We start from the raw sequence: 25,192 nt of genomic DNA, 5'->3' as shown, positions 1-25,192 counted from the left end.
GTGATGCCCTCCAGTTTTGTCCGAACCTGTACCCACTTCAGACAAATCACCGGCGCGACGCTCCTACTTTGTCCGAACCTGCACCTACTTCAGACAAATCACCGGTGTGATACTCCTGTTTTGTCCGAACCTGCACCCACTTCAGACAAATTTCCGGTGATGCCCTCCAGTTTTGTCCGAACCTGTACCCACTTCAGACAAATCAGCGGCGCGACGCTCCTACTTTGTCAGAACCTGCACCTTCTTCAGACCATATATCATTCGTAATAAGTATCCGATGTAGTTCCTTTTGCTGTGTAAAACTTCTTTAATACTCTGGTTATTCGTCTTTTATTTATTTCTATGTTGCACCATTCATATATGCTTTGTGTCGTTATCTTTCTATCTGGAAACAATAGTTTAAATTCTTCTATTTGCTGTACGATTGCTTGTTCTACAGGTTCAGAACTTCCGCATTTACCACAGACTAAATGCCGAATTTTTATAGAAGTATTAAATGAACCACAATCCCTGCAATACATACCTTTTTCCAATTGGTCATAATCATATGGAGGCAGAGTGGTAAATGGATTTTTTACGTGGTGCAAGGAAAGCAGTTTTTGGGCGAGTATTTTATGATTCTCGTCCAACTTGGAAGGTGTTTCGTTAAGTTCTTTTAAAAAGCGATTGATTTGGGTTGGTAAAATGATTGGCTGATCCATCGGGGCTTGGTAAAGGGTGAATTCAGGATTGTTAAAAACGACTGCAGCCTGGACGAGGTAATTTAATTTGAGGTTTTGAAGCAGTTGGCGAAAGAGAGTCTCGCTTCGTTTTAATTGAATGACTGGATTTTTGAACTCTCGGCTGCTCTTCATGTAGTACAATTTGTCTGATTCCAGGAAATAATCACCTTCGTGATATTTCACATCCAATAGATGTATCAATCCCCCAGAGATTATTACCTTATCAACTTGGAAATATGAATTATTCACCTGGAGCAGGAGGTCATCTATTATATACCTTTCCTCTGATAGGTTTTCAGTCAGCCGGTCAAATTCAATCTCCCCTCTATACCCCTTTTCCAAATTCGAAAGATGAAATTTATCCTTTGCGGCCAACTCCATTCGTGTGTTCAGGTAGCGCAGTGCTACTATTTCCTCTGATTCAGTTCTTTTTTTTAGTAACATAGTCCACTTCCTTTTTTAAGCTTATTCTAATCCAAATAGCATGCATTTTTTGTGAATATTTTGTTAACTTTTTTTCTATTGCCTATCTAGATTCTAGTCAATGATTCACGTATACTTCCAGATTTCACGCCATATCAATCGTAAATTTTATGCTATAGGCATTATCAATCGTTTATCTCCTAAATCAGACGCAGTCTCAATCGTAAATACATAAAATGTTGCACCCTGAATGTAAATGCAAAAAACCGCCTGGAGTCAAACCCCAGACGGATTTTCCCTTCTATTCTTCCTGCTTCAGAGCAGCTTCAACTCTGTTTTCAGTCTTGTTCTCACGAATTTCGTCTGCCAACGCATCGATACTGTGCCTTACATTCGCTTTACCAGAGAAGTTTTCAATCAGGTCTTTTACATCAATACCTGACGAAGCTTTAAGGGACTCTTGAAGTGTTGCCATTAAGTTAGTGGCATAGCCTGTGACCTTGTTTGCTCCGCCATTGGCGTCACTGCCGCCTGTGTCGACAACGGTAATCTTATCAATGTTACCAAGTGGCGCTGCAACTTGCTTCGCGTATTCAGGAAGCATTTTCAAGATCATATCGAGGATTGCAGCCTGGCCGAATTGTTCGAACGCTTCGGCGATCTTTTCCTTTGCTTCTGCTTCGGCAACACCTTTCAGGCGGATAATTTCCGCTTCGGTTTCACCTTTTGCCTTTTCTGCTTCCGCTTTCGCAAGACCGTCCATACGAACTTTTTCTGCTTCAGCCTTAGCCATTGCTTCAATACGATATTTATTTGCATCTGCTTCAGCGATTTGCTTGGCTTTATCAGCAGCTGCGGATTGCTCGACAGCATAGCGGTCAGCGTCGGCCTTTTTCTTGACTTCAGAATCGTATTGGCGTTCGCGGCGCAGAATTTCTTTCTCTTCAAGTTCAATTTGCTTTTGACGCTCGATGATTTTGACCTGCATTTCCTGTTCGGTGACCTCTTGTTGTGTACGTGCCATTTCCAAATCATAAGCCTGGTCAGCTCTCGCCTTGGCACTATCCTGCTCGCGGCGGTACTCAGCAACTTTCAAACCGTTGATTTTTTCTGCTTCGGCGATTTCAGTCGCGCGTTCAAATTCAGCCTTCTTCGCTTCTTTATCTGCTTCAGCTTTCTTGATTCGTGTTTCTTTTTCCGCATCAGCAGTTGCGATATCAGCATCTCGTTTTACCTGGGCAATACGAGGCTTACCAAGGGAATCAAGGTAGCCATTTTTATCACGGACATCCTTGATCGTGAATGACACTATGACAAGTCCCATTTTTGCAAGATCCTGTGATGCCACACGCTGGACTTCCTGCGAGAACTTATCACGGTTCTTATAGATTTCTTCAACAGTCATCGACCCCAAGATTGAACGCAGATGTCCTTCCAATACTTCCTTCGCTTCATTCTCGCGGTCTTCTTTTGATTTTCCTAGGAATTGCTCAGCAGCAGTGGCAATTTCACTGATGGATCCTCCGATTTTAATAATCGCCGTTCCATCTGCCATGACTGGAACACCCTGTTCTGTGTATACTTCAGGTGTAGTGACTTCAAGCTTGCTTGAGAGCAGGCTGAGTGGGCGGGATTGCTGGAATACCGGGAAGATGAACGTGCCGCCTCCACGAATAATTTTTATCCTGTTGCTCGACTCATCCGTATGAACATTGCGGCTGCCAAGGAAGCTGCCGGTAACAATCAAAGCTTCATCCGGACCAGCCGTTTTGTATTTGGTAATGAACACAGCGATTAATGCGATGACAAGGAATACAACAAAACCTATAACGATAAACATAAGATCCATACCATTTCCCCCTAAATATAAGTCTCTAGTTCTTCATATAACTTAACTTGCAGTACTCCATTCTCTACATCAATGACCAGTACTTTTTTGCCGTATGGAATTTCCGATTTTGTAAAACTGGCTGCAGGTTTTGAGATACGTCCGCTAATATTCTCAATAAGGACTTCTCCATACCCGTCTACGGGGATACCCGTAATGACTGTTCCAATTCTCCCTCGCAAATCACTTTCCTTATAAACAAGTGATTCTTCCGCATTGGATAATGGAATCAGGACAAACACATTCAACAAAGTTACAATAATAAGAGCAATAATGGCTGAAGCAACAGCAATCAACACACTGTTGAGTTTCGTAAGAGCTTCCCCTAAATACCCTCCAGCTGAAAAAATTGTCACAAAAGAAAAAATCAAGGTTGGATTAACAAAAGGTATAGCTTCCGTAATTCCTTCAAGTACGTCACCAAAAAACAAATATAAAATCGTGACGGCTCCCGAAATCACCAATCCATAAAGATAAATCGTTTCTAATGGCATGCCAAACAGCTCCATTTTCCTCACCCCTTGCTAAAATCGAACAAGCACCCTCCCTTATTCCATTTATTTCATGATATGTAATACGATTGTCACGGGAATTAGTTTCAAATCTTTTAAAAATTTGTAGAAAAATAGCTGAATCCAACTATTTGATTGATTTTTTCTATGCTTTCTATTTAACTAGACGGTCTTTCTCCTTAATATAAATCTTTTTGATCATCCTGATTTGTCCCCGGTGACTAAGCTCATCTTCAAACACATGGAACCATTTGAAATAATTGTTTCCAGGCTGGTTCCACCACCAATTTGTTTGTTCGAACAGCCAGTCATCTTTCAGCGCCTGGAACTTTTTATAAGTATCATTACGCGCTGCAGCGAGATCTTCCAGGTAATATTCAAGTGGAAATCCGTTAAATGCTGCTCTTCCCTGCTCCCCAAGCTCAAGCCCCGCACGTAATGCTTCTTCTTCTTCCTCTGTTGGATCACGTTTTTCAAAGGTAATAATTTGATAGATCCGTTCCACAGCAGCCATATGTCCAAGCAGCATACCGATGGAATTCGCCTCATTATGGATAAAAAAATCCAGTTCCTCTACCGTAAGACCTTCTACAGCCTTTAAAGTAGTATCTCGCGTATAATTCATCATCGAAACAAGTTGGCCTAATGTCGGAGTGAATCCGTCTTTCTTATCGATTAAAAATAGCGTGGACATGTCAAATTTCATATTCTACCTCATTTCTCTTTAAGACTAGAAATATTATTATTCGACATTTTACAAAATTATCCTTTGTCTTTAAAAAATTATTGGGAATGCAATAGTAAGTTAAATAGCTAAATCTATTGATTTCTTTTCTTCGTTTCCTTGTGGAAAAATGAATTCATTATAAAAATTTGCATTGGTTGTTGCTATATATGGTGATAACCATAAAAATCCAACTCCGAGTGTGAAAATCGCGATAAACACCCAGCCAATGAAACTCAAATTCATCAGGAAGAATTTCCATTTGTATCCTTTCATCCTCTTTTTACTTTCCGTGATTGCTTCTAGTGCTGAATATTCTGGATTGTCTTTTAACAGGAAGAACGCCTGTGAATAGGAAATGCCTTTGATCAATCCAGGTATGATCAATAGTAACATCCATAGCATTGTAAAAATCCCCATCAGGATTGCAGTTCCAATCACTTTCAGGGATAGTTCCCAGTTTTTATAAACAGCGAAAACCTGTGATATCTTTGGGTCATTCCACCTGGCAACTACAAGGTAAAACCAATAACTAGCAGTCGTCAAAGGAATAAACAGAAAGGAAAAGAAGATATTGATAACGTCTGCGATAAGCGGGGTTTCTGTTTGGTTTGCCCAAGTCTCGAATCCTCCGCTAGCGTATACTTCGGCAATCATCGGCACAAAAGTCGTTATCAAAAATATCAGGAATGTTAGGAGAACCGCTATGCCCCACTTTCCTTTTAATGCTTCAAGTGATTTCTTTTTAAGTTGATTAATAGTTAAATCCATCAAATAGCCTCCTTCATTTAATAAATTTATCGGCAAGAATTTCCAATCGTGAAGTACCTTCCATTATATTTCCTATTTTTCTATTACATACATGGAAGATTAATATTGGGTACAAAAAACTCAAAACGCTGCCGGGCTGCAGCGTTTTGAGTTTATTAAAATACCATTATGAAAAAAAATTGAAAACCAAGCGGTAATTTAAAACCAAGATAAAGCAATATGGCTAAGACAAAAGAAAACTGAATCCATAAATGTTTAACACTTTCATTTTTCTTGCCATTTACCAGAACCATCTCAAATAAAGCAATCATCCAAATTCCAAGCGCACTCTTCAGGATATATAAAAATGTAATCTGATATAAGCCAAACAGTAGCATAAGGCCAGTTCCCAGGATCACAATGTAGATCACACGAAGGATCATATGCAGAATCTTCGTGTTCTTGCCTTTCTTTTGCATAACTCTTATCACCAAAAACAATATAAGGGCTAACACCCAGCCGGTAATATGTGTGTGGATCATTTGTAACTTCCTCTCTATGCTTTAAAGCGATAACCCGCACCCCATATGGTTTCTATGTATTCAGGGTTAGATGGGTCTAGCTCGATTTTTTCTCTTATTTTCCGAATATGGACAGTTACGGTTGAGATTTCACCCATGCTGTCATACCCCCAAATTCGTTCGAACAGGTGATCTTTACTGAAAACCTGATTGGGGTTGGTCGCCAGGAATGTCAGTACATCAAATTCCTTTGTTGTGAAAATAGTCTCACGATTGTTTACGAACACTCGGCGGTCAGACCGGTCAATATGCAGTCCGCGGATATAGATATCAGTATTTTCCTGTTCGCGATGCTTTGCAACCAGCCTTTCATATCTGGCTAAATGGGCTTTGACCCTCGCAATCAATTCGTTTGGACTAAAAGGTTTAACCACATAATCATCCGCCCCCAATCCAAAGGCCCTGATTTTATCAATATCCTCTTTCCTTGATGTCACGAGCATGATTGGGACATCCTTCGTTTTCCTGATCGTTTTGCACACTTCAAAACCATCTATATTGGGAAGCATCACATCAAGCAGTATTAAATCATATTCATTGGATAATGCCAGCCTTAGCCCTTCATCTCCAGCATAAGCTATATAAGTAGTGAAACCATTGATCTCTAAATAATCCCGTTCTAGTTCAGCAATGCTCTTCTCATCTTCAACTATAAGGATTCTTTTCATGATTCCACCTGCCTTTCCAAAGAAATAATGATTCTCGTCCCGATCCCTAAGCTGCTTTCCGCCGTAATTGTGCCTCCATGTTCTTCAATGATCATTCCTGCAATTGACAACCCAAGGCCGCTGCCTCCTGTTTCTTTGTTCCGGGATCCCTCTTCCCGGTAAAATTGTTGGAAGATGAATGGGAGTGACTCATTACTGATTCCCGGACCGTTATCAGCCAACTCCAGGATGACTTCATTTTGATTTTCATAAAGAGAAATGGTTATTTCTCCGTTTTCTTTGTCCATGTATTTCAGGCTATTTTCAATTATATTCGAAAATACTCTCTTCAATTTTTCCCGGTCAATGCTCACCGGATATGAGTCATTAGCATCGTATTCAAAATTCAGTTTCACATTCTTTTTTTCCAGATCAAATGCCAGTTCCTCAAGATAATCGATCAAATAATCCTTAAGATCAACTTCCTCAAAATCAAAAGGCAGTTTTTTCAAATCAAGTTTTGAGTAAAGAAATAATTCATTTATCAAAGTATCCATATCCATTGATTTCTGGTGGATTGTTTGAAGATAGCGTTCTAGTTTTTCAGGAGAATTTGTGACTCCATCACGGATACCTTCTACATATCCCTTAATGGAGGTGATTGGCGTTTTCAGATCATGAGAGATATGCGCAATCAATTCCTTGCGATTCTTTTCATATTGGGCCTGTATCTCTGCAGATTCTTGCAGCTTCTTCCTCATCGCTTCAAAATCCGCACTTAACTGTGCGAGTTCATCCTTCCCATTTACGTTAATGGTATGGTCAAGATTGCCCTCTTTGATTTTCTTAGCTGCTTCCTTCAACTGCTCGATTGGCTTGATAATACTCCTGGATACATAATAGGTTAGTAGACCGTTCGTTATAATAAGAATCAATATCAGCATCACAAATAGAATGGGATAAAATGTGCGCATCAACCTGGTTAGTGAGCTGGCGTCCTTAATCAAAAACAACGATGCACTCCCTTTTTCAGGAATGTAAAAATCATGCTGCCTCAAGGAGTATGTTTCTTTCCCTATTTTTTCTATGATACGGGAAGTTGAGGATACTCCGAATTCAGGAAGGGCGGCAGCAGACAGGTGGGCAGTTTTCTGAGATGAATAAATGACTTCATTTCCCTGACGCAAAACAATGAAAATACCGTCTTGTTCTAATTCAGCAGAAAGGACTGACAAATATTCAATATTAGCCAAGCCTTCTGGATCAACAAAGGATTTTTCCTTAAGTTCACCAAATAGCTTTGTATCCTCGCTGATCGTTTTCTTATAATCATGACTTTCGGGCATCAAGTCACTGACTTCACGGATATCACCAAGAAATAGGAACATTAAGAGCAGGCCGGCAAGAAAGAACAGAATCAGAGGCACAAAAACCATTGCTAGATAGGATAGAATTAATCGATATTTAATAGTCATGTAAACACCTTCGTTATAGTTCCTTTGCTTTAAACATATAATAGCCGGCAGTCAAAAACAATGAACTGAAGGAGAACAAATAGGCGAAAGATTGCACTAGCCATAAAACATTCACATTTCCAAGCCATTGCTGGTACCAGTCCATGTACGCTGTAGGAAAGAGATGCAAGAGGTTTGGAAAAGCAAATGGCAATGCAGCCATCAAGCCATACAGAAAAATGCCGCTTGCCAATGATGCAGGGCTGTTCTTAAACCATTGCGAAATGAATGTGGCTAAAGAAACGATTGCCGCCAGCGGTACGATTGAAACAAGCAATGAGATGAACATTGAACCAATCTCGTTCCAAATAATTGTTTTTTCCAGCACAGTCGAAGTGATCAATGCCAAGGCCCAAACAACCACTAGCTGCATAAAAGTCAATACTGCTATAGCTGAAGCTTTGGATAAGTAAATCTCCATTCTGGTTACAGGCCTGACTTGAAACAAAGACCCTTTTTCCCATTCTCCAGCAAATAGTTCCGAACTCGACATAAATACAAACAGAGGAAGAACGACAAGCAGGAAACTATTCATAATAAAAAAGCTGATGCTGAGGGCAGGCAAGGTGATCATATCATTTGACTGGATCCTTACTGCTGCAAAGCCTATTAGGATTGGCATGACTACAGCAAGCACAAAATAAAACTTCACACTTTTCTTTGCAATCAGCTTATCGATTTCATTTAGTGTATTGCTAACAAATTCCCGCAACATGAACACCCCCAATCCTTTCGACATAGAGGTCCTCAATGGATTTCCCTGCAGAAAATAGATCTTTTCGTACAATGCACTGAAGTTCTCCGTCGATCAGGATGCCAAAGTGGGTGCAGAATTTATCAAGCTCAGAGGTGAGATGGCTGGATATAAGAAAAGTGACTCCTTCGTCAGACAACTGACGGACAACATTCCGGAAAACCAGCATCCCATCAATATCAAGTCCATTTGCAGGTTCATCGAGAATGATCAGCTTTGGCTTTGGAAGCAGGGCGGCAGCTAATCCAAGTCGCTGGACCATTCCCATCGAATAGGAAGAAACCTTGTCATGTTTATATTTGCTTAAACCTACTGACTTCAAGACATCATCGATTCGGGAAATGGGCTGCTCTGGATAAAACCTGATAATCATTTTCAGGTTTTGCCAGGCAGTTAAATGTGAATAGATGCTCGCGGAACCTATATTTGCCCCTACATCCCTGATTGCAGACTTATAATCTTCTTCAAGATTCTTGCCTGAAATCTTAACTTTACCTGTATCTGGTTTAAGGAGACCAGTTATAGCCTTCATCAATGTTGTCTTGCCGGCACCATTCGGACCAATCAAACCAAAGACATTTCCTTTTTCGATGGAGAAGTTGATATCACTTATACCTCGCCCATTCTTAAACCTTTTTCCAATATTGGAGACTTCGAGAACTGTTTCCATACATCTCACCTTCTGCAGCAAGTTATTATTTATGTGTTTTTCCGTGTTTCACTTCTTCAATCGTCAAATTCGTAAGGTCAAGCGTCTCAACTTTCGTCTCATTTACATTAGTCAGGTCCAGGCTGACAGCAAAACTTACTTGATGTAATTTTCCTTGGGCATCCTTGCCAGTCACTAACACTTTTACATCCTGTGCTTCCACAAAGTTCTGGGTGCTTATTTTAGCTTTGACTTCGGCTGACTTAATGACAATATCTTCTTTTAGAACTGGGAGCTTAACTTTTACATCATGAAAGCTCGAATTCGTATCTTCTGTCCGGTCATTCATCATTGCAGCATGCTTAAGCATTAAGGATGTCATAACATTGGCGGCAATTGGTATTTCAGTGCCAGAGAGGCTGAGGATTACTTCCTTGGAACCAGCTTTACCATCTTTGACTATTATCTTCTGCTGAAGGTCTTTTGTTAGGACATCAACCAGCTTTTCCATGTCTTCCTGAAGTTCCATTCTGTCTGACTTAGACCCATGAACGCGATCCCCGGACTTCATTGAATAAACTATATTTTCACTATCCTTTTTCACAAGGAATTGGCCATCTTGTCGATACATATCGTAAGAGCCTGTGGTTTCACCATTTGAAACAGTACTGCTTCCAGCCATCGCCTTTTCAAGACGGTTTGTTTTGATCGTCGTATCTGCACTGTAAATTTCTTTGCTGTTGTCCAAAAGGTCCATACTGATTTCCATCGTTGTGCTTTCCAACTGATGTGTTTTCTTTAAAGCATCTTTGTACAAATCGTATCCGGATGTATTCGCCGAAATCGAATACACGCTGCCCAGCATGACTGCCCCGCTAATCCCAACTACAGCCAGTATTTTCATGTTCATTTCTTAACCTCCTAATAATGTGTAATTTAACTTACAAGCAAAGGTTAACCTTCATTTCTAAACTGCTTATAAATTAAATCTTAAATTTTTCTTAAATCGCAGTCTGAGATAAGAAAGCGCAAGCGCTTGACCGCTGCTCGCAATCTGTTATTGCTGTCTTCGCCATACACAAAAAGCCGGAGTCTCCTTCATGGAGCCTCCGGCTAACTTCTTCATTTTACTTTTCCTTTGTATCCTTATTTGCAGCTTTCTCTAATCTCCTGAATCGCCTTAGATCTGCAGATCTTATTGGCAGTGGTTCTTTTTTCAGAAGCTTAAGAATAGCGAACATTAACAGCAGAAGCAACACTGTAAATGGTAGTGCGGCAATCAATGATGCAGTCTGTAAAGCTTCGAGACCACCTGCGTATAGCAAAACTGCAGAGATGGCTGCCATTAGGGAGCCCCAAACAATTTTTGCGAATCTTGGAGGGTTCAAACTTCCGGAAGTCGTCATACTTGCCAGTATATAGGTTGCTGAATCCGCTGATGTTACCAGGAAAGTGAAAATTAAAATAATAGATAAAATCGAAAGAATAGTTGACATTGGCAGCACTTCAAAAGTCTTGAATAAAGCAGATGTTAGGTCTGCGTTCACTGCTGCAGCAATTCCTGTGTCGTAATTCAAATCGTTCCATAATGCTGTTCCGCCAAATGCCGCAATCCAGAGACAGGCAATAACAGGCGGGATGACCATAACGCCAAAAATATATTCCCTGATGGTCCGGCCCTTTGATACCCTGGCTACGAACGCTCCAACAAATGGAGACCACGCTATCGCCCATGCCCAATAAAAGATTGTCCAATCTCTTGTCCAGGTCCCTTCCTGGTAAGGCTGCAGTCTTAAGCTGTATTGAATGAAGTTGGCAAAATAATCACCAATCGCGAGTGTGAAGCTTTCCATGATGAAGACTGTTGGTCCCGCAATCAATACGAATAACAGTAGCACAATCGCGATTCCAAGATTCAAGTTACTCAACATCGCGATCCCTTTTTCAAGTCCAGTCGAAGATGAAATCATATAAGCAATAAATATCACCAAAATAATGATCATTTGTATGCCGATAGAGTTTCCAGTATCAAAAACAGCGTTTAGTCCGCCATTCATTTGCAGGACACCTAGTCCGACGGATGTGGCGATCCCCATGACAGTAGCGACAACTGCAAGGGTATCAATTGTGTTTTTCACTGCTGGTTTTGTACCTGTAATCGGTTCAAGTGCAGTAGAAACCAAACCATTTTTTTGTTTGCGGAATTGAAGGAATCCAATTACTAAGCCAACTATCGCAAAAACAGACCATTGACTCACACCCCAGTGAAAAAAGGAGTATCCCATTGCAACTCTGGCAGCACTTCTTGATTCCCCTTGGATGTCAGCGAATGGTGTGTTGAAAAAGTGGCTCATTGGTTCTGCAATTCCCCAGAATACGAGCCCAGCGCCAAAGCCAGCTGAGAAGAGCATACCAATCCAGGTAAAGAAGGAAAACTCAGGTCGTTCTCCTTCACCACCAAGTCTGATGGCGCCATATTTACTGACGGCCAGTCCTATTAAGAAAAGCACAATAATAAATACTGCAAGCAAGTAGAACCAACCAAAATTAACTGTTGTAAAACTAAATAACTCTCCAGCCACCGCACCAAACTTCTTTGGCATAATGGCTCCAACTACGACGAACAACAAAATCACCGCAGCTGACACAGAAAAAACAAAGTTTGATAATATATTCTTTATCATGTCAGCCTCCAAAAAATATGCATTTTTTAGGTTATGTATTAAAATCTTCGCTTAACTTTAGCCTGAGAAATATATTGAAGAAGGGGAATTAAAACATCATGCCGTGTAATTATTCTGCAATCTTTTTCCCTCTATTATCCATGGTGAAACATTTTTTCATCCCTACTCCATCTCATTAAGCTAAAAATGAACGCTTAGAGAACCTAAGCGTCCATTCTTTAAAATGTTTTGCTTAAAAACTCTTGCGTACGTTCTTCGACAGGATTATCAAAGATTTCATCCGGGTGGCCAACTTCTACAATCCGGCCTCCATGCATATAGACAACCCAATCAGCTACCTCGCGCGCAAAGCCCATTTCATGTGTCACGACTACCATTGTCATGCCCTCTTCTGCTAGTTCCTTCATGGTTGACAGCACTTCTCCAACCAGCTCAGGGTCAAGTGCTGATGTTGGCTCATCAAACAGCATGATATCTGGCTTCATCGCCAGCGCTCTCGCAATTGCCACCCGCTGTTTCTGGCCGCCAGAAAGCTTGGATGGATATACTTTTTCTTTATCTGCCAGTCCTACCTTGTCAAGCAGCTCCCTTGCCTCCTTGATGGCCTGGGCCTTGCTGATACCCTTCACATGTACGGGTGCCTCGATAATGTTCTCAATCACATTTTTGTGAGGAAATAAATTAAAGTGTTGAAATACCATGCCGATTTTCTGGCGCACTTCGTTCACATTATGAGTATCGGCATTTACTTCTTCGCCTTCAATGATGATTTGTCCATTGTCCTTGATTTCAAGGAAATTCAAACAGCGCAGCAAAGTACTTTTACCAGAGCCACTTGCTCCAATCAAGCAGACCACGTCGCTTTCTTTTACCGTTATATCCACATCCTTCAATACATGAAGGTCGCCAAATGATTTATTCAGTTTCTTAACATTAATCATATCTCTTCCGTCCAAAACAAATTCCCCCTTAATCACTTACCGAAAGTTTCTTCTCAAGTAGTCCAACCAAAGCAGATATCAAGTAAACAAGGAATAGATAATACACAGCAACGATGAGCAAGTACGTCATATTGTCAAAATCGTTTGCCCCTTTTGTTGTCGCGACATTGAATAATTCGTACATTCCAATGAATGCTGCTAGTGATGAATCCTTGAGACCAATGATGAATTGATTCCCAAGAGGAGGCAAGGCACGACGGAATGCTTGTGGAAGGATGATTCTCCGCATTGTAAGGACCCTGCTCATTCCAAGCGAACGACCAGCTTCCATTTGTCCCTTGTCAATAGATTGGATAGTTCCCCTGAAGATTTCTGCGATATAGGCACCGTTATGGAACGCTAGTCCAAGGGCTACAGACCAGAAAGCAGAGATGTTCAAATTGGTCATTCCAAAGTAGAAGATGAAGATCTGGACGATCAACGGTGTTCCTCTGACCAAATAGATATAGGCATTTGCAATCCATTCCAAAACTTTAATACCCGAAATTTTGAGGAAGGCAAAAAACAATCCTATGAATATAGCAATCAAAATCGAGACTGCTGTAACTTGCAATGTAAGCAGCATGCCTTTGAGGAATATATCATACGTGTCAAAAAAGACTTCTATAACATGCGATAGACTTGGCAAAATTCATTCAACTCCCTGTGGGCTCTTTTATTCTTCAATAATATTGTTTACCAGTCCCGGTAAACATCATTTTTAAGCAGAAACGAATGTGCAGTTATACCGCACATTCGCTCCAGATGACAACTTATTACTCCGGTTTAGCTGTGATGTCTTCGCCGAAATATTTTTCACTGATTTCTTTCAACGTTCCATTTTCCCGTAGAGTTTCCAAGGCTTCGTTGACTTTTTCCAGTAATTCATCGTTGTCTTTGGCTATAGCAATTGCCTGCTCACTTCTGCCAAGAAGCTCTTTGCCTTCGATTTCAAGGCCAGCACCAATCGCTTCTTTTCCTGTAATAAAGTCCGTTATAACAGCGTCGTGCCTTCCGTTGGCTAACGCTTCTAAAGCAGTTACGTCACTGTCATAAAGCACAATATTATCTGTCACTTCTTCAGCAGTCTTTGCATAAGTTGAACCTTTTGAAACGGCAATTTCCAGTCCGTCTAAATCGGCAAGTTTCTCTATATCGCTGTCAGGACGTACAAAAATTTGCGGTCCAGAATAATAGTATGGAGTAGAAAAATCCACATGCTTTTTGCGATCATCATTAATGGTGTGGCTGGCAACAGCTGCATCGAAGCGGCCTGACTTAACACCTTCTACAATACTTGCAAACTTGAACTTCTTCTGATTTGGTTCGAGACCAATTTCCTTTGCCACTGCTTCGGCAACATCGATGTCAAAACCAGTCATCTCGCCTTCACCATTTGTGACGCTGAATGGCTTGAATTCACCGGATGTCGCAAAAGTGAACTTGCCCTTCTCAGCCAAATCCATGCCGCCTTCGCTGCCGGATGTTTTTTCATCGCTGCCACAAGCAGCCAGGAGACCTGCTATGGTCACCATACTAATGAATAATGATAAAATTTTCTTCACTGTTTAAAACTCCCCCTCATAATCTTTAATTTCTTTATTATTTATTCTGTTAAACGGTCCTTATAACCCAGTTATAAAAAACCGTAACATTCGACCCAAAGTACTTATACCCACTTTTCGAGAACAGTAAACTAGTATTGTAAGAATTCATCCAAATTTCCTATTTTAACAAATATTACGTCAAATACGAAAATACGTTATAACAATAATTGTAACAATCTTGTAATATTCAATCAAAATCCAAATTATCTGATAATTTATCAAATCATGTGATATTCTTTGTTCTCGTCTGCTGAGCCTGCCGAGCCTCCCTTTTCCCACTGAATCCTCTAAGATACTCCTGATTCTTCCTTGTCCGACAATGTGCGTGGAAAAATTACATTATACTAAGAAAAGCCAGAACCTCCCCTTTGAGAGCTCCTGGCTTTCTATAAATAATTAATACTACCTATTTTTACTCAAGTAAATATCGACCTGTAAGTTTAAATCCACTTGGGCCCTCTGTGCCTCTCATTCCTACCCTCTGCCGAACTGCTTTCTTCCTCATGGTGTTTCTCTTTTTCAAATTCACGCCCCAATCTTCTTCTTGGACCAAAGAAATCCAAGGGATGCCTTCTGCCTTCATGGTGTTCCCTTGACTTTTCCTGAATGATCTCAACCTCTTTGGCATGAATTGTAAGCTTATCTACATGAATAACCTTTCCTTTTTCACGTGACATATTTTCCCCTCCTGCCTTTATTTATTCTATATTATCCTATTCGTTCTTTCAGGTTGGGTATAGGCGGTTTCGATATTAATTACAGTGCATTAACAATAAAAAAAGCCATAACGGCGTTTTTTTGAGTGTTTAAAACAGATTATGGAAATAGTTAAAAATAATAAGGTAATTATGTAATATTTTTCAGCCTGTATGGTCGTTTAGCTTACCTGGTTGTGGGTAAAACTTGTACATTGATAACTAAGACTCTTTTCGTTAACTTTGTTGCTTGTATCATCTTCAATCTCATTTAGGAATGCTCTTCGATAAGAGCACCAATCACTAAATGAATGCTGAAATGAGTACGAAAAGCAACCCATTACTTAAACCATACTTTTTTAAGATAGGAGGTTTCTATACCATGTTTGGCTTTTCTGATTTTGTGGGCTTTCTGTTGGCCCTTTTACTTATTTATCCTGTAGTTTCACTTGTGCATGAGTTAGGACATTCTTTTTTTGCATGGATTTTTGGAGGTGAATTCAGTTTCTCACTTGGACGCGGAAAAACAGTTTTCAAGAAAGGGCCCTTCAGTTTAAACAGCATGTATTTTTTGGATGCTTTTAGCGAGTATGAGCACCTTAAATGGAATAATCGATTAACTCACTTCCTTGTCCATGCTGGTGGAATCATTTTTAATCTTGGATCAGTCTTGGTGCTTAATATCCTTATCTCGCAAGGATTTATAGAACCTCATACTATATTTGTCCGCTATTCCTACTTTTCTGTCTGGCTGGCCACCTTTTCTTTGATTCCAGTTGATTACGGCAACGGCAATTATAGTGACGGTCTGGCCATTTACCATGTTCTTCGTTATAATGAGTGGCCAAAACTTACCGGATAACTTCTTCATGAATCGTACCTGTCCTACTGGAACAGGTACTTTTTTTAATACAGAAGAAATCCCAATATCCATAAAAAAGAGGCATTCCTATCCAAAGGAATGCCTCTTGCCCTCCAGTTTAGGAAGTCACATACATATCAGTGTTCAATGAATTAGAGTCTCTGAAAGTGGTATGGGTTTCTTCTCTTCTTTCCTCATCCACTTCGACTAACACAAGGATATTGCCTTCCTTCAAGTACCTCTCATATTCTTTGGCGTCATCTTCTGTTACTCCTGCACCTGTCAATGCACCGACAATTCCGCCTCCTGTAGCACCAATTGCTGCACCACTCAATGTTGTTGCAAGCGGACCAGCGGCAGCAAGGACACCAATCCCAGGAATTGAAAGCAGACCGATTTCGGCAATCAGGCCGGCGATTCCTCCGAGAACGCCACCAGTCCCAGCGCCAATACCAGCGCCCTTGCCAGCATTTTTGCCTCGATCAGAATCATTTTCAATTACATCTACATCCGTTTGGTCTTCGATGTTCTCCAGTTTATCATCGTCTTTTGCAAAAATCGATAAATCGTGCGCGTCAAATCCCATTTCCTTAAGTCTTCTAATTGCTCCAACTGCTTCGTCTGTATTCCTGAATACTCCACCTACGATTGTCTTCTCCATAGACTATTACCTCCATTCGAATTTTTACGATCTAATCGCGTGACTCACTTAACGAGCGTGAGAGTTACCTTTGCGACAACTTTCCTGCAAAAACAGCTATTTACCATTGAAAAACTGTGTGTTTTTGCCTACATAGAACCCTTACCCGTCGCATTATGAGCTAAACATAGAGTCCTCCCCGTGAATTGCAGATAAATAGAAAAGATGGCCGTAAGCCATCTTTTACCTACCTATTTAGCTTTTTTCCGTTTTCTTCTCTATATTTATTTTCCGCCTTTACTGCACGGCTGAATTCCTTTGCGTAAAGTACTTCCTGAGTATCAGTCAAACCATTGTTCTGTTCAGTATTCAATCCTTTGTTGGGAGCTTTATTTTTATCCATTTATTATCCCTCCTGAAATCTATTTTAGATGATGTCCATCTTTTATGTTTGTACCCTGGGGATATAGCAGTAAACGAACAGATTATAAATGGTACTATTTTCAAGGGGCTACCCCCTTGAACTTCGTCATGGTTTGTCCTCTTTCTTCATAAGATGGTGAAAAGGAGGTTAACCATGCTTTTGTACAATACTTATGTCTTCTCCACCCTTGCTGCAGTTATTCTGATTTCCACCATCCTGGCTCTTCGTCAGAAGACTGAGATGACAGGCATGAATGGAATGATCATTTCAATGTATCTCGGCATGAATATAGGATTGACTACTGGAGTTTTATTTGGAACTGTTTTTCGTGGTGATTTATTTCTTTCTACTATTCTATCAATGCTGATAGGAGCAGCTGCTGGCACGATAACAGGTGCTTTATTCAGTTCTGCTGCAGCAATCGAAGGTCTTATGTCCGGTATTATGGGCGGGATGATGGGGGCAATGCTTGGAGAAATGCTGCTGCCTGAAAAATCACTGATCTTGATCAATATCTTCTTAACGATTTCAGCAGCTAGCTTATTCCTTTTCAAAATACTTCCAAAAACTAAGGCAGCCATTAAATCAAAAAAATATATCATAAAACCAGTCCTTATTTTCACATTGTTTATCATCTACCTGTATTCAGGAAGTCTTCTTGGGGATGACTGGATAAATGACTTACATTTAATCAAAGACCAAAAACAGCACCTGCATCATCCCTGATTCTGTCAACGGCAATTGCCCTGATATAAACGAAAGGATAGGAGCAGCCTATCCTTTCGTTTATTTTATATTTGATAGAAGCTTTTCACCTGGTTGTACAAACTGTTGTACACATCTTCAGGCCTGACCTTCTTAATGGCGGCAATTTGCTGGACCACATGATGAACCATTGAAGGATGAGTCAGCTTGTCTTGAAAAATCCCTTCAAATGGCCAAGGACCATCAGTTTCCCCCATGATCAAATGCAAAGGATAGAATTCTGCAACCTCTCTGATCTCTTCTTCATAAAGGATATCCGGTGTAAACGATATTAAATACTCATTCTGCGCCATTCTTTCCATTGTTCCTTGATTACCTTTAAACCAATGAAAATGCGCCTTCCTTACATTGTGCTTTTCCAACAGGTCACAAACAACAGATGCATCGTCATAAATTGCATGCAGGATGATCGGTTTATTAAGCCGCTTAGCCAGCAAAATAAAATGCTCCAAAACCTCCACATAACCCTGGTAAGGAAACCTACTGCCTTTTTCCCTTTTGCGCAGATAATAGGGCAGCCCAACTTCTCCGACAGCAACCATTTTTTCTTGATTTGCTTCAATCCAATTCAACAGTTCTACAACTTCATTATCGGTCGGCAATGGCTGTTCAGGATGGTAGCCAAAGGCAGGATAAATATTTGGATGGTGATCAGACAATCTCAGATTTTCTTTGCAAGATAAAAGATTCATCGAGACGGTTATTAAACCTTTTACTTGGTTTTCCATTAAACTATTAATAATAATATTTTGATGACTTTCTATATATTTATCAAAATGAATATGAGCGTCAAACACTCTCATGCAATCCACCTGCCTTCAAATCGCTGTATATCTCTCTTTTCAACGCGAGAAATTCGCTTTCCATAAGCAACTGGTCACATCGTGGCCTTCTAAAAGGCAATTTAATCTCCCGAATGATTTTAGCAGGCCGGGGAGATAAAAGGTAAATCCGGTCAGATAGAAAGATAGCCTCTTCAATATTGTGGGTAATAAACAGAACTGACTTCTGCTTCTCTTCCCAAATCGATAACAGCCACTTTTGCATATCAAATCGGGTGAACTCATCCAGTGCAGAAAATGGCTCATCGAGCAGCAAAACTGACTGTGGGCTAAGAAGCGCCCTTAAAAAGGCTACTCTTTGTTTCATTCCTCCTGAAAGCTGGTGTGGATAAGCATCCTGATAGTCTGATAAGTTTATTTTTCTTAACCATTTTTGAGCCTCTTGTTTATCAGGCTTATGGAATAGTTCCTGGCCCAGCAAGACATTATCTGATACCGTCCTCCAGGGCAGAAGTGAGTTCTGCTGGGGCATATACGCTATATTCCCTGTTTCTCCGTTAATTTTTCGATGATCCAGAAACAGTTCTCCTTTTTCAGGCTGAAGCAGGCCGCCAATACATTGAAAAATGGTGCTTTTCCCACTGCCAGAAGGACCAATAATGGAAACAAATTCTCCATCATTCACATGCAAAGTAATATCATCAAGCACTACCCCTGTGTCTTTAAAGGATTTGGTGACATGTTCAAGTCTGATTTTCGCTTCCATCATTCCTCACCTTTGACCTTCCACTTAATCACATTCTTTTCAATCATTACAATAATGCTGTAGAGCAGCATACTGAAAAAGATAATAATGAATATGGCAATAAATACTCGATCTGTCCTGAAAGCTGAAGAAGATAGTGTCATAAATACACCAATCCCTTTTTCAGCCCCCAGCCATTCTGAAATAACGGCCCCCATCACACTATATGTTACTGCTATTTTCAATCCCGAAAACATAGGTGGCAGAGCATTAGGGAGCTCCAGCTTCGCAAATGTCTGAAACCTTGTGGCACCTGACATCCTCATGTAATGCATAAGTTCTCGGGGAACATTGCTGAATCCATCCAACGATGCAATTGTAACTGGGAAAAAACAGACTAAAATGATGATGATTAACTTCGGAAAAAAACCGAAACCAAACCAAATGACTAACAAAGGAGCCAAAACGATGATCGGTACATTTTGCGATAAGATCAGGAATGGGTAGAATGCGTTTCGCAGAGAAGGTATTAAGTGAAGTGTCATAGCAATCAAAAATCCTATTGCTGACCCCAGCAAAAGTCCTGTAACCGCCAATTTCAAGGTCGCTCCAATATCAGGAAGAAATAATGGATAACTCGTTACAGCTTCCTTAAAAATGATAGAAGGAGCTGGCAGCAGCCATGCTGGTATCTCCTGAAAATGAGTAATCCCTTCCCAAAATAAGAAGAAAAGGAGGAGAACCAAAAACGGTTTCCATCCTTTATTCCATATTGTTATCATGACCGATATTTCTCCGTCAGTCTGCCCATAGTGATACCGCTTGGCTGATACAGGATTTTCACCTGAGAGATCACGTTTGGAGATCCGAGCTCGATCATTTTCTTATTCATCTGAGCAATCACAGCCAACAAATGCTCCAGCTCCCCCTCCATTGTCGTCTCAAGCGGATGGACTTCATAATTTACACCAGACGATTCAATGATTTTGATTGCCTCATCAACCAATTCAATGACCTCCTCGGTAGAAGAAGCCTTAGGAATAATTTGTACACTCACTAACGCTGTTGCCATCATTATTTCCCCCTCTTTGGTAAAAACTCATTTGTAAAAGCTTTTTCAGCTTCTAATTCCTTCTCTAAAAGGCCATTGTCGAACATCCATTCACTGTAATTCTGCCAAACCTCCAGCTTTTGCTCCCCCCAGCGTTCTGCGTCATTCTGGTATCTAGGGGAAAGCCATTCCTGGCTTTTCTTCACGAGCTCTCCATCCAAATCAGGTACAGCCTTTATCAAAATATCAGCACTGTCAGCTGGCTGCTCAATCGCAAATTCATAACCCTTTGTAAGCGCGGCCATGAACGCTTTGACTGTTTCTGAATCTTCCTTGATCATTTTTTCATTCGTGGTAATGACTGGTGTGTAGTAATCAAGTTTCTTTGTGTAATCAGTTAAATAAACCATATTGATAGGCTCATTACGAATTTCCGCCTCAACCCCTGTCCAACCATAGTAAATCCAGGCAAAATCAATATCACGATTCACTGCTGTAAAAAAGTCAGCGTCACCCATATTTATAACTTTAACTTTTTCCACATCAGCATTTTCTTGTTTCATCAACGAATTGATTACAGCCTTTTCAATTGGTGATCCCCAGCCGCCATACGTTTTGCCCTCAAAGTCCTTTGGAGAAACAATATTTTTAGCTTTTGGTGAGGCGAATCCAGAAGTATTATGTTGGATAACAGCGGCAAGTGAAACGATCGGAATTCCTTGGATTCTCGCCTGGGTAATCCCTTCCTGATAACTTACTCCGAATTCAGACTTTCCTGACGCGACAAGCTGGTCAGCCCCTGCTTCTCCCGGAAGTATGATATTTACGTCCAACCCATGCTCCTTGAAATATCCTTTTTCTTTTGCGACATAGATACCGGTATGATTCGTATTCGGTGTCCAATCAAGCACTACTGATACCTTCTTTAATGTTCCTCCCTTTTCCGTTGAAGACTGACTTGATGAACAGGCAGCCAGATTCGTGACGAATAAAAATACAAAAAACAAAATAAATAATTTTTTCATACTATCCCCTCTTCTCTTATTTTGACAATGAAGGTGGAAAAGAAGGATGGGTAATGTTCATAAAAATAAAAAATGCGCTCAGGGAATCCCAAGCGCATGAAAAAATCCATAATAAACGAAAAAACGTCTATCAGAAGATGTTCCCTACGCTGGTACGAACCAGATCAGGTTAAAGGGTCAGCATCTATGGATACTATCTCAGCCGGCACTACCGGCTCCCCTACATTTCCAAATCTCCAATTGTCATCTCTACTATATATAAAGTTTTATGATTCGTCTAGAAAAATAAACCATTTACTCTTATATCTAATATCTTGACTGCTAATCAAGAATCGAAATGATTTTTTTAGCAAAAGCAGCAAGTTCCAACTTTTCAAGTGTTTGACAGTAATCGTATTCAATATTGCCAAGTGATGGTCCCTCTATCTCTCTAAGATACTCTAATACTTTAAAATTACTAAACCACTCGCCCTTCTCAGCTTCCTGGTGTTTAACGTTTTTCCATACATTTTCAAGTGTCGGGCTAAAGATTCGTCTTGCTCCGGATTTAAGCTTACAGGAACTCAATTTTATTTGATATTTAAGCCCAGGCATTCCTTCGTGTACATCATTAAAAATATGTGGCCAGTAATCTTTTCGTGAACCGGTATGTGGGTGTGCCACGGCCCACTCTTCCACCTTTTTCAAAACATGTATATCAAAAAGGATGGTATACAGTCTCTTTCCTAACTGGATACGTTCGTGCAATGATTCGAACTGGTTTACTGTCTGTCCGGCCAATTTAGTCACACCGTAATCATTATAAGGGAAAAGAATTTGATTGAAGGATAATAAATCCTGTAATTCAAACTCCAGGGTACTGAATACACCTTTAATATATTCCTGATTCTTGATGACTCTATTTTCGATATAGTTCTGTTCATTAATAATCAGTCCAAATGTGAGCAGAGATGAATTGGAAAAGCTCCAGTAATAATCCCAGATCGTCTCTATAAAGATTGAAACATTAAAGTGGGGAAGCAGTCTGAATAGCGGTTCTTTCCTTTTGAGACTTTCTTCGTAAAGCAGCAGCTGTGGATAGGCATCCTGGAAAATAAGCCAATTCCCTCGTTCTAGGAAAGAAAAATAGGAGCTTTTTTCCCTTTTAGATAACAGCCTTGCTAAAAGCTCAGCTTTTAAATCCGTCATGCTCCAACCGCCATTCCTTGAGACCATATGGGCCAGGAATACCCAGTGGATTTCCGGATGCTCTTTATAAAAATCCAGATAAGCTTTCGTTCTAGTAATATTGTTTATGTTTAGTTCTTCAGTCTTCTTCTTTATCTCGCGAATGATTTTTCTCTCTTCTTCTGAGGGGTTTTTAGCCAAACTTACTTTTTGCCTTCTTTGCAAGTTTTCGTGGATCACTTCAATAGGCGACTTTACTTTTCTATTAAAAAAGAATATCGGTCATCCCCCCTATTTCTGTTTGGCATTAAAATTGAAAGATTAACTTAAATTTAAAGAGGTGATAAACTGCTCCTTTTCCATTCTATTGCAGTTTTATTAAATAAATGAGCTATTCATTCAAGAATGACAGCCTCAATGATTCTCCCCGTCTTTTGCATGGGCAAGTTACCTAATATTGAATTGCCCATATCATAAAAGTGGAATGCAAAATTGTTTTCGGGAGGAATAGGATGTTTTACCATGTAAAAGAATTACAATACCAAGCAAAACCAGAAAGGCCTGATCCTGTCTATGCTAAAAAGCTTCAAGAAGTTCTCGGAGGACAATTCGGGGAAATTTCTGTTGCAATGCAATATCTATTCCAGGGATGGAATACTCGAGGTGATGGAAAGTATCGTGATCTCTTGATGGATACCGGGACAGAAGAACTGGCCCATATTGAAATGCTGTCCACCATGATAGCCAGGCTTTTAGATGGCGCACCCGTTGGCGCACAAGAAGAAGCGGCAAAGGATCCGGTAATGAATGCAATCTTAGGCGGAATGAATCCCCAACATATCATCGTATCAGGATTGGGAGCAATGCCTGCGGACAGTGTCGGAAACCGCTGGACGGCAGATTACATTGCCGCGAGCGGGAACCTTCTGGCCGACTTCAGGGCAAACCTTAATGCTGAGTCTCAAGGAAGGCTCCAGGTCGCAAGGTTATATTATGAAACGACGGACCGTGGAGTAAGGGATATGCTATCCTGGCTGCTTGCAAGGGACACAATGCACCAGAATCAGTGGATCGCAGCCATAAAAGAATTGGAAGCAAAGGAAAACGTAGTGGTGCCAAGCACCTTCCCGAAACACCTGGAAAAACAGGAAGTTTCCTACGTGCTGTTTAACCTTTCAGAGGGAGACGAAAGTGCGGCCGGCAGATGGGCAAGCGGACCTAGCATGGACGGCCTAGGTACATTCCAGTATGTACAAAATCCTGCTCCATTTGGGCCAAAGCCAAAACTTAAACCATCACCTCCTTATATTTTTAATACACCACCTGCGGTTATGCGCACTGAACAGATCCCGCCAAATTTGATGTGAACATCATTATTGAAAGAAAAAAAAGCTTCAACCCTTAATATAAGGATTGAAGCTTTTTAGTATGATTCCTACTGGGTTCGAACCAGCGACCTCTACCCTGTCAAGGTAGCGCTCTCCCAGCTGAGCTAAGGAATCGTTTTAGCATTGTCCCACGTAGTGAGGACATTTACTAATATATACTGGATTAATAGGAATGTCAATATAATTTTTACGTAAAAATACCCTAATCTATAATTTTTTAATTGCCTTAATTACACTTTCGATATATGTATCTTCATGTGGGACAAAATCTTTCTTGGTCACAAGCATGCTGTGTGATTTCTTTTCATTATTCACGCTCGCAAGGAAACCTTCAACTTTTATTTTCTTTTTCTTACCAAACCAAAGATCTTCAAATTCCGTAAGGCTCGCCATCATGATACCCGATACCTCTTCTCTTTGCAGCTTGTAATTATCGTAAGGTTGAGGTTGTTCATACAAAAACACATGGCATAATTCGTTGTCGATAAATCCAGGACTGTTCAAAGAATCTTTGATCATTCCTAATGAATGCAATTCCTCCAAGGCAAGATCTATCCCAAGTTCCTCTTTCACTTCTCTTAAGCCATCCACAGGACTTTCATCAGCAAGAATATGTCCCGCTGCGGTAATATCCAGCAAATTAGGATAATCTTTTTTAGCTGAACTGCGGACTTGGAAGAAAAGAAATTCTTCATTGTCTATCCGCTCGGTAAACCAGCAATGAAAGGTTTCATGCCAGTGTCCTGTTTTATGAACTTCCGACCTCGTAGCAGTACCAATACAAATTCCCTGTTGATCAAACACCTTAAGTAATTCGTTTTCCATGAGTACACCCCCTTCTAAATAATACCATATCTCACTTTAAGTTTTTACGAACAAACGTTCTAAAAAAGATTGAATAAAGAACGAATGTTCGGGTATAATGTAAATAGAAATAAAAGGAGTGAGAGCGCATGAATGGCCTTATTGCAAAATCATTTAAGGAAAACCTTCCTGTCGAGATGATTTATCTCGCAGCTAATAACCAAATTACCCATCGGCGGATTATCGTAAAAGAAATACATGATCGTTATTTTAAAGCTTTCTGTTTTCTCAGAAACGCAGATCGCCTGTTCAAAAAGGAAAACATACTTTCTGTTATGCCCGAAAGACGCAAACTGCTTAAATCAAGCTAAAAAAAGAAGCCCTGTAAAAGGACTCCTTTCCCCGTTCA

Annotated in this window: 29 protein-coding genes, 1 tRNA gene and 1 riboswitch; of the genes, 4 read left to right on the top strand and 26 right to left on the bottom strand. The window is 40.4% G+C overall.

All coding sequences use genetic code 11. The features are described 5' to 3' along the window. Positions 1 to 257 precede the first annotated feature (257 nt). The 16 genes from TY49_RS23095 to TY49_RS23020 form a co-directional block, all read right to left on the bottom strand. A complete protein-coding gene (locus TY49_RS23095) occupies positions 258 to 1,166 on the bottom strand; it encodes a nuclease-related domain-containing protein (protein WP_041968223.1) in 909 nt (302 codons plus the stop codon). A 280-nt stretch (positions 1,167 to 1,446) separates the two neighbouring features. Beyond that, positions 1,447 to 2,994 carry a flotillin lipid rafts scaffold protein FloT gene (gene floT, locus TY49_RS23090; protein ID WP_041968222.1) on the bottom strand — a complete coding sequence of 516 codons (1,548 nt, stop codon included), beginning with the start codon at positions 2,992 to 2,994 and terminating at the stop codon, positions 1,447 to 1,449. A gap of 11 nt (positions 2,995 to 3,005) precedes the next feature. Further along, a complete protein-coding gene (locus tag TY49_RS23085) occupies positions 3,006 to 3,542 on the bottom strand; it encodes an NfeD family membrane protein (RefSeq protein ID WP_041968221.1) in 537 nt (178 codons plus the stop codon). A gap of 157 nt (positions 3,543 to 3,699) precedes the next feature. Next, positions 3,700 to 4,251, bottom strand: coding sequence for a DinB family protein (locus TY49_RS23080; RefSeq protein ID WP_439646191.1), 552 nt, complete (start codon positions 4,249 to 4,251; stop codon positions 3,700 to 3,702). 99 nt (positions 4,252 to 4,350) lie between these two features. Further along, positions 4,351 to 5,040: a DUF975 family protein gene (locus TY49_RS23075; RefSeq protein WP_041968220.1), complete on the bottom strand. Its 690-nt coding sequence runs from the start codon at positions 5,038 to 5,040 to the stop codon at positions 4,351 to 4,353. Positions 5,041 to 5,195: 155 nt separating this feature from the next. Further along, positions 5,196 to 5,561 carry a YisL family protein gene (locus tag TY49_RS23070; protein ID WP_041968219.1) on the bottom strand — a complete coding sequence of 122 codons (366 nt, stop codon included), beginning with the start codon at positions 5,559 to 5,561 and terminating at the stop codon, positions 5,196 to 5,198. Between the two features lie 14 nt (positions 5,562 to 5,575). Next, complete coding sequence (locus TY49_RS23065; protein WP_041968218.1) at positions 5,576 to 6,268, bottom strand: response regulator transcription factor; 693 nt, start codon at positions 6,266 to 6,268, stop codon at positions 5,576 to 5,578. After that, positions 6,265 to 7,722, bottom strand: coding sequence for a sensor histidine kinase (locus TY49_RS23060; RefSeq protein WP_041968217.1), 1,458 nt, complete (start codon positions 7,720 to 7,722; stop codon positions 6,265 to 6,267). Before TY49_RS23060 ends, TY49_RS23065 begins: the two co-directional genes overlap by 4 nt. Before the next feature lie 13 nt (positions 7,723 to 7,735). Next, positions 7,736 to 8,476 carry an ABC transporter permease gene (locus TY49_RS23055; protein ID WP_041968216.1) on the bottom strand — a complete coding sequence of 247 codons (741 nt, stop codon included), beginning with the start codon at positions 8,474 to 8,476 and terminating at the stop codon, positions 7,736 to 7,738. Continuing rightward, positions 8,457 to 9,185 carry an ABC transporter ATP-binding protein gene (locus TY49_RS23050; protein ID WP_041968215.1) on the bottom strand — a complete coding sequence of 243 codons (729 nt, stop codon included), beginning with the start codon at positions 9,183 to 9,185 and terminating at the stop codon, positions 8,457 to 8,459. The genes TY49_RS23055 and TY49_RS23050 overlap by 20 nt, the downstream gene beginning before the upstream one ends. A 25-nt stretch (positions 9,186 to 9,210) precedes the next feature. After that, positions 9,211 to 10,074 (bottom strand): hypothetical protein, encoded by an 864-nt coding sequence (locus tag TY49_RS23045; RefSeq protein WP_041968214.1) that lies wholly within the window; start codon positions 10,072 to 10,074, stop codon positions 9,211 to 9,213. A gap of 217 nt (positions 10,075 to 10,291) precedes the next feature. Next, complete coding sequence (locus tag TY49_RS23040; protein ID WP_041968213.1) at positions 10,292 to 11,848, bottom strand: BCCT family transporter; 1,557 nt, start codon at positions 11,846 to 11,848, stop codon at positions 10,292 to 10,294. Between the two features lie 218 nt (positions 11,849 to 12,066). Beyond that, entirely contained in the window at positions 12,067 to 12,789 is a 723-nt protein-coding gene (locus TY49_RS23035; protein WP_084135588.1) for an amino acid ABC transporter ATP-binding protein, read from the bottom strand. Positions 12,790 to 12,817: 28 nt separating this feature from the next. After that, complete coding sequence (locus tag TY49_RS23030; protein ID WP_041968211.1) at positions 12,818 to 13,477, bottom strand: amino acid ABC transporter permease; 660 nt, start codon at positions 13,475 to 13,477, stop codon at positions 12,818 to 12,820. Positions 13,478 to 13,604: 127 nt separating this feature from the next. Further along, positions 13,605 to 14,363, bottom strand: a complete 759-nt coding sequence (locus TY49_RS23025) for a transporter substrate-binding domain-containing protein (RefSeq protein ID WP_041968230.1) — start codon at positions 14,361 to 14,363, stop codon at positions 13,605 to 13,607. A 512-nt stretch (positions 14,364 to 14,875) separates the two neighbouring features. Beyond that, complete coding sequence (locus TY49_RS23020) at positions 14,876 to 15,112, bottom strand: hypothetical protein (protein ID WP_041968210.1); 237 nt, start codon at positions 15,110 to 15,112, stop codon at positions 14,876 to 14,878. Between the two features lie 325 nt (positions 15,113 to 15,437). On the opposite strand from TY49_RS23020, the gene TY49_RS23015 reads away from it, so the two are divergent. Continuing rightward, positions 15,438 to 15,992: a hypothetical protein gene (locus TY49_RS23015; RefSeq protein ID WP_156972755.1), complete on the top strand. Its 555-nt coding sequence runs from the start codon at positions 15,438 to 15,440 to the stop codon at positions 15,990 to 15,992. A 118-nt stretch (positions 15,993 to 16,110) separates the two neighbouring features. Here the strand turns inward: TY49_RS23015 and TY49_RS23010 are convergent, their stop codons facing one another. Together TY49_RS23010 and TY49_RS24840 are read right to left on the bottom strand one after the other, a co-directional pair. Next, the gene (locus TY49_RS23010; protein WP_041968208.1) at positions 16,111 to 16,653 is read right to left on the bottom strand and encodes a general stress protein; all 543 of its coding nucleotides are present in this window, start codon (positions 16,651 to 16,653) and stop codon (positions 16,111 to 16,113) included. A gap of 226 nt (positions 16,654 to 16,879) precedes the next feature. After that, on the bottom strand, positions 16,880 to 17,035 hold the full coding sequence (locus tag TY49_RS24840; protein ID WP_156972754.1) for a YfhE family protein: 156 nt from the start codon (positions 17,033 to 17,035) through the stop codon (positions 16,880 to 16,882). A gap of 174 nt (positions 17,036 to 17,209) precedes the next feature. Here TY49_RS24840 and TY49_RS23005 point away from each other — a divergent pair, with 174 nt between their 5' ends. Continuing rightward, complete coding sequence (locus tag TY49_RS23005; RefSeq protein ID WP_052442274.1) at positions 17,210 to 17,782, top strand: hypothetical protein; 573 nt, start codon at positions 17,210 to 17,212, stop codon at positions 17,780 to 17,782. Positions 17,783 to 17,847: 65 nt separating this feature from the next. Here the strand turns inward: TY49_RS23005 and TY49_RS23000 are convergent, their stop codons facing one another. The 6 genes from TY49_RS23000 to TY49_RS22975 all read right to left on the bottom strand — a co-directional run bounded on the left by TY49_RS23000 (position 17,848) and on the right by TY49_RS22975 (position 22,870). Next, on the bottom strand, positions 17,848 to 18,624 hold the full coding sequence (locus TY49_RS23000) for a TatD family hydrolase (RefSeq protein ID WP_041968207.1): 777 nt from the start codon (positions 18,622 to 18,624) through the stop codon (positions 17,848 to 17,850). After that, positions 18,611 to 19,372, bottom strand: a complete 762-nt coding sequence (locus TY49_RS22995) for an ABC transporter ATP-binding protein (RefSeq protein WP_369390711.1) — start codon at positions 19,370 to 19,372, stop codon at positions 18,611 to 18,613. The genes TY49_RS23000 and TY49_RS22995 overlap by 14 nt, the downstream gene beginning before the upstream one ends. Continuing rightward, entirely contained in the window at positions 19,369 to 20,130 is a 762-nt protein-coding gene (locus TY49_RS22990; RefSeq protein ID WP_041968205.1) for an ABC transporter permease, read from the bottom strand. The genes TY49_RS22995 and TY49_RS22990 overlap by 4 nt, the downstream gene beginning before the upstream one ends. Next, the gene (locus TY49_RS22985) at positions 20,127 to 20,420 is read right to left on the bottom strand and encodes a thiamine-binding protein (RefSeq protein ID WP_041968204.1); all 294 of its coding nucleotides are present in this window, start codon (positions 20,418 to 20,420) and stop codon (positions 20,127 to 20,129) included. The genes TY49_RS22990 and TY49_RS22985 overlap by 4 nt, the downstream gene beginning before the upstream one ends. Before the next feature lie 2 nt (positions 20,421 to 20,422). Further along, entirely contained in the window at positions 20,423 to 21,424 is a 1,002-nt protein-coding gene (locus tag TY49_RS22980; protein ID WP_084135584.1) for an ABC transporter substrate-binding protein, read from the bottom strand. 124 nt (positions 21,425 to 21,548) lie between these two features. Further along, a riboswitch (TPP riboswitch) is annotated at positions 21,549 to 21,656 on the bottom strand. An 89-nt stretch (positions 21,657 to 21,745) separates the two neighbouring features. Beyond that, on the bottom strand, positions 21,746 to 22,870 hold the full coding sequence (locus TY49_RS22975; RefSeq protein ID WP_041968203.1) for a DUF2515 domain-containing protein: 1,125 nt from the start codon (positions 22,868 to 22,870) through the stop codon (positions 21,746 to 21,748). A 233-nt stretch (positions 22,871 to 23,103) separates the two neighbouring features. Between TY49_RS22975 and TY49_RS22970 the strand changes: the two genes are divergently transcribed. Beyond that, complete coding sequence (locus TY49_RS22970) at positions 23,104 to 23,958, top strand: manganese catalase (RefSeq protein ID WP_041968202.1); 855 nt, start codon at positions 23,104 to 23,106, stop codon at positions 23,956 to 23,958. A 62-nt stretch (positions 23,959 to 24,020) separates the two neighbouring features. Here the strand turns inward: TY49_RS22970 and TY49_RS22965 are convergent. Next, a tRNA-Val gene (locus TY49_RS22965) sits at positions 24,021 to 24,093 on the bottom strand. A gap of 93 nt (positions 24,094 to 24,186) precedes the next feature. Further along, a complete protein-coding gene (locus TY49_RS22960; protein ID WP_041968201.1) occupies positions 24,187 to 24,804 on the bottom strand; it encodes an NUDIX hydrolase in 618 nt (205 codons plus the stop codon). Between the two features lie 128 nt (positions 24,805 to 24,932). Between TY49_RS22960 and TY49_RS22955 the strand changes: the two genes are divergently transcribed. Then, positions 24,933 to 25,154 (top strand): hypothetical protein, encoded by a 222-nt coding sequence (locus tag TY49_RS22955; RefSeq protein WP_041968200.1) that lies wholly within the window; start codon positions 24,933 to 24,935, stop codon positions 25,152 to 25,154. Positions 25,155 to 25,192 lie beyond the last annotated feature (38 nt).

This window comes from Mesobacillus selenatarsenatis SF-1 (assembly GCF_000813125.1).
GTDB lineage: Bacteria > Bacillota > Bacilli > Bacillales > Cytobacillaceae > Mesobacillus > Mesobacillus selenatarsenatis.
The sequence above is the reverse complement of the archived record's forward strand: the minus strand, read 5'-3'. Positions and strand labels throughout refer to the sequence as shown.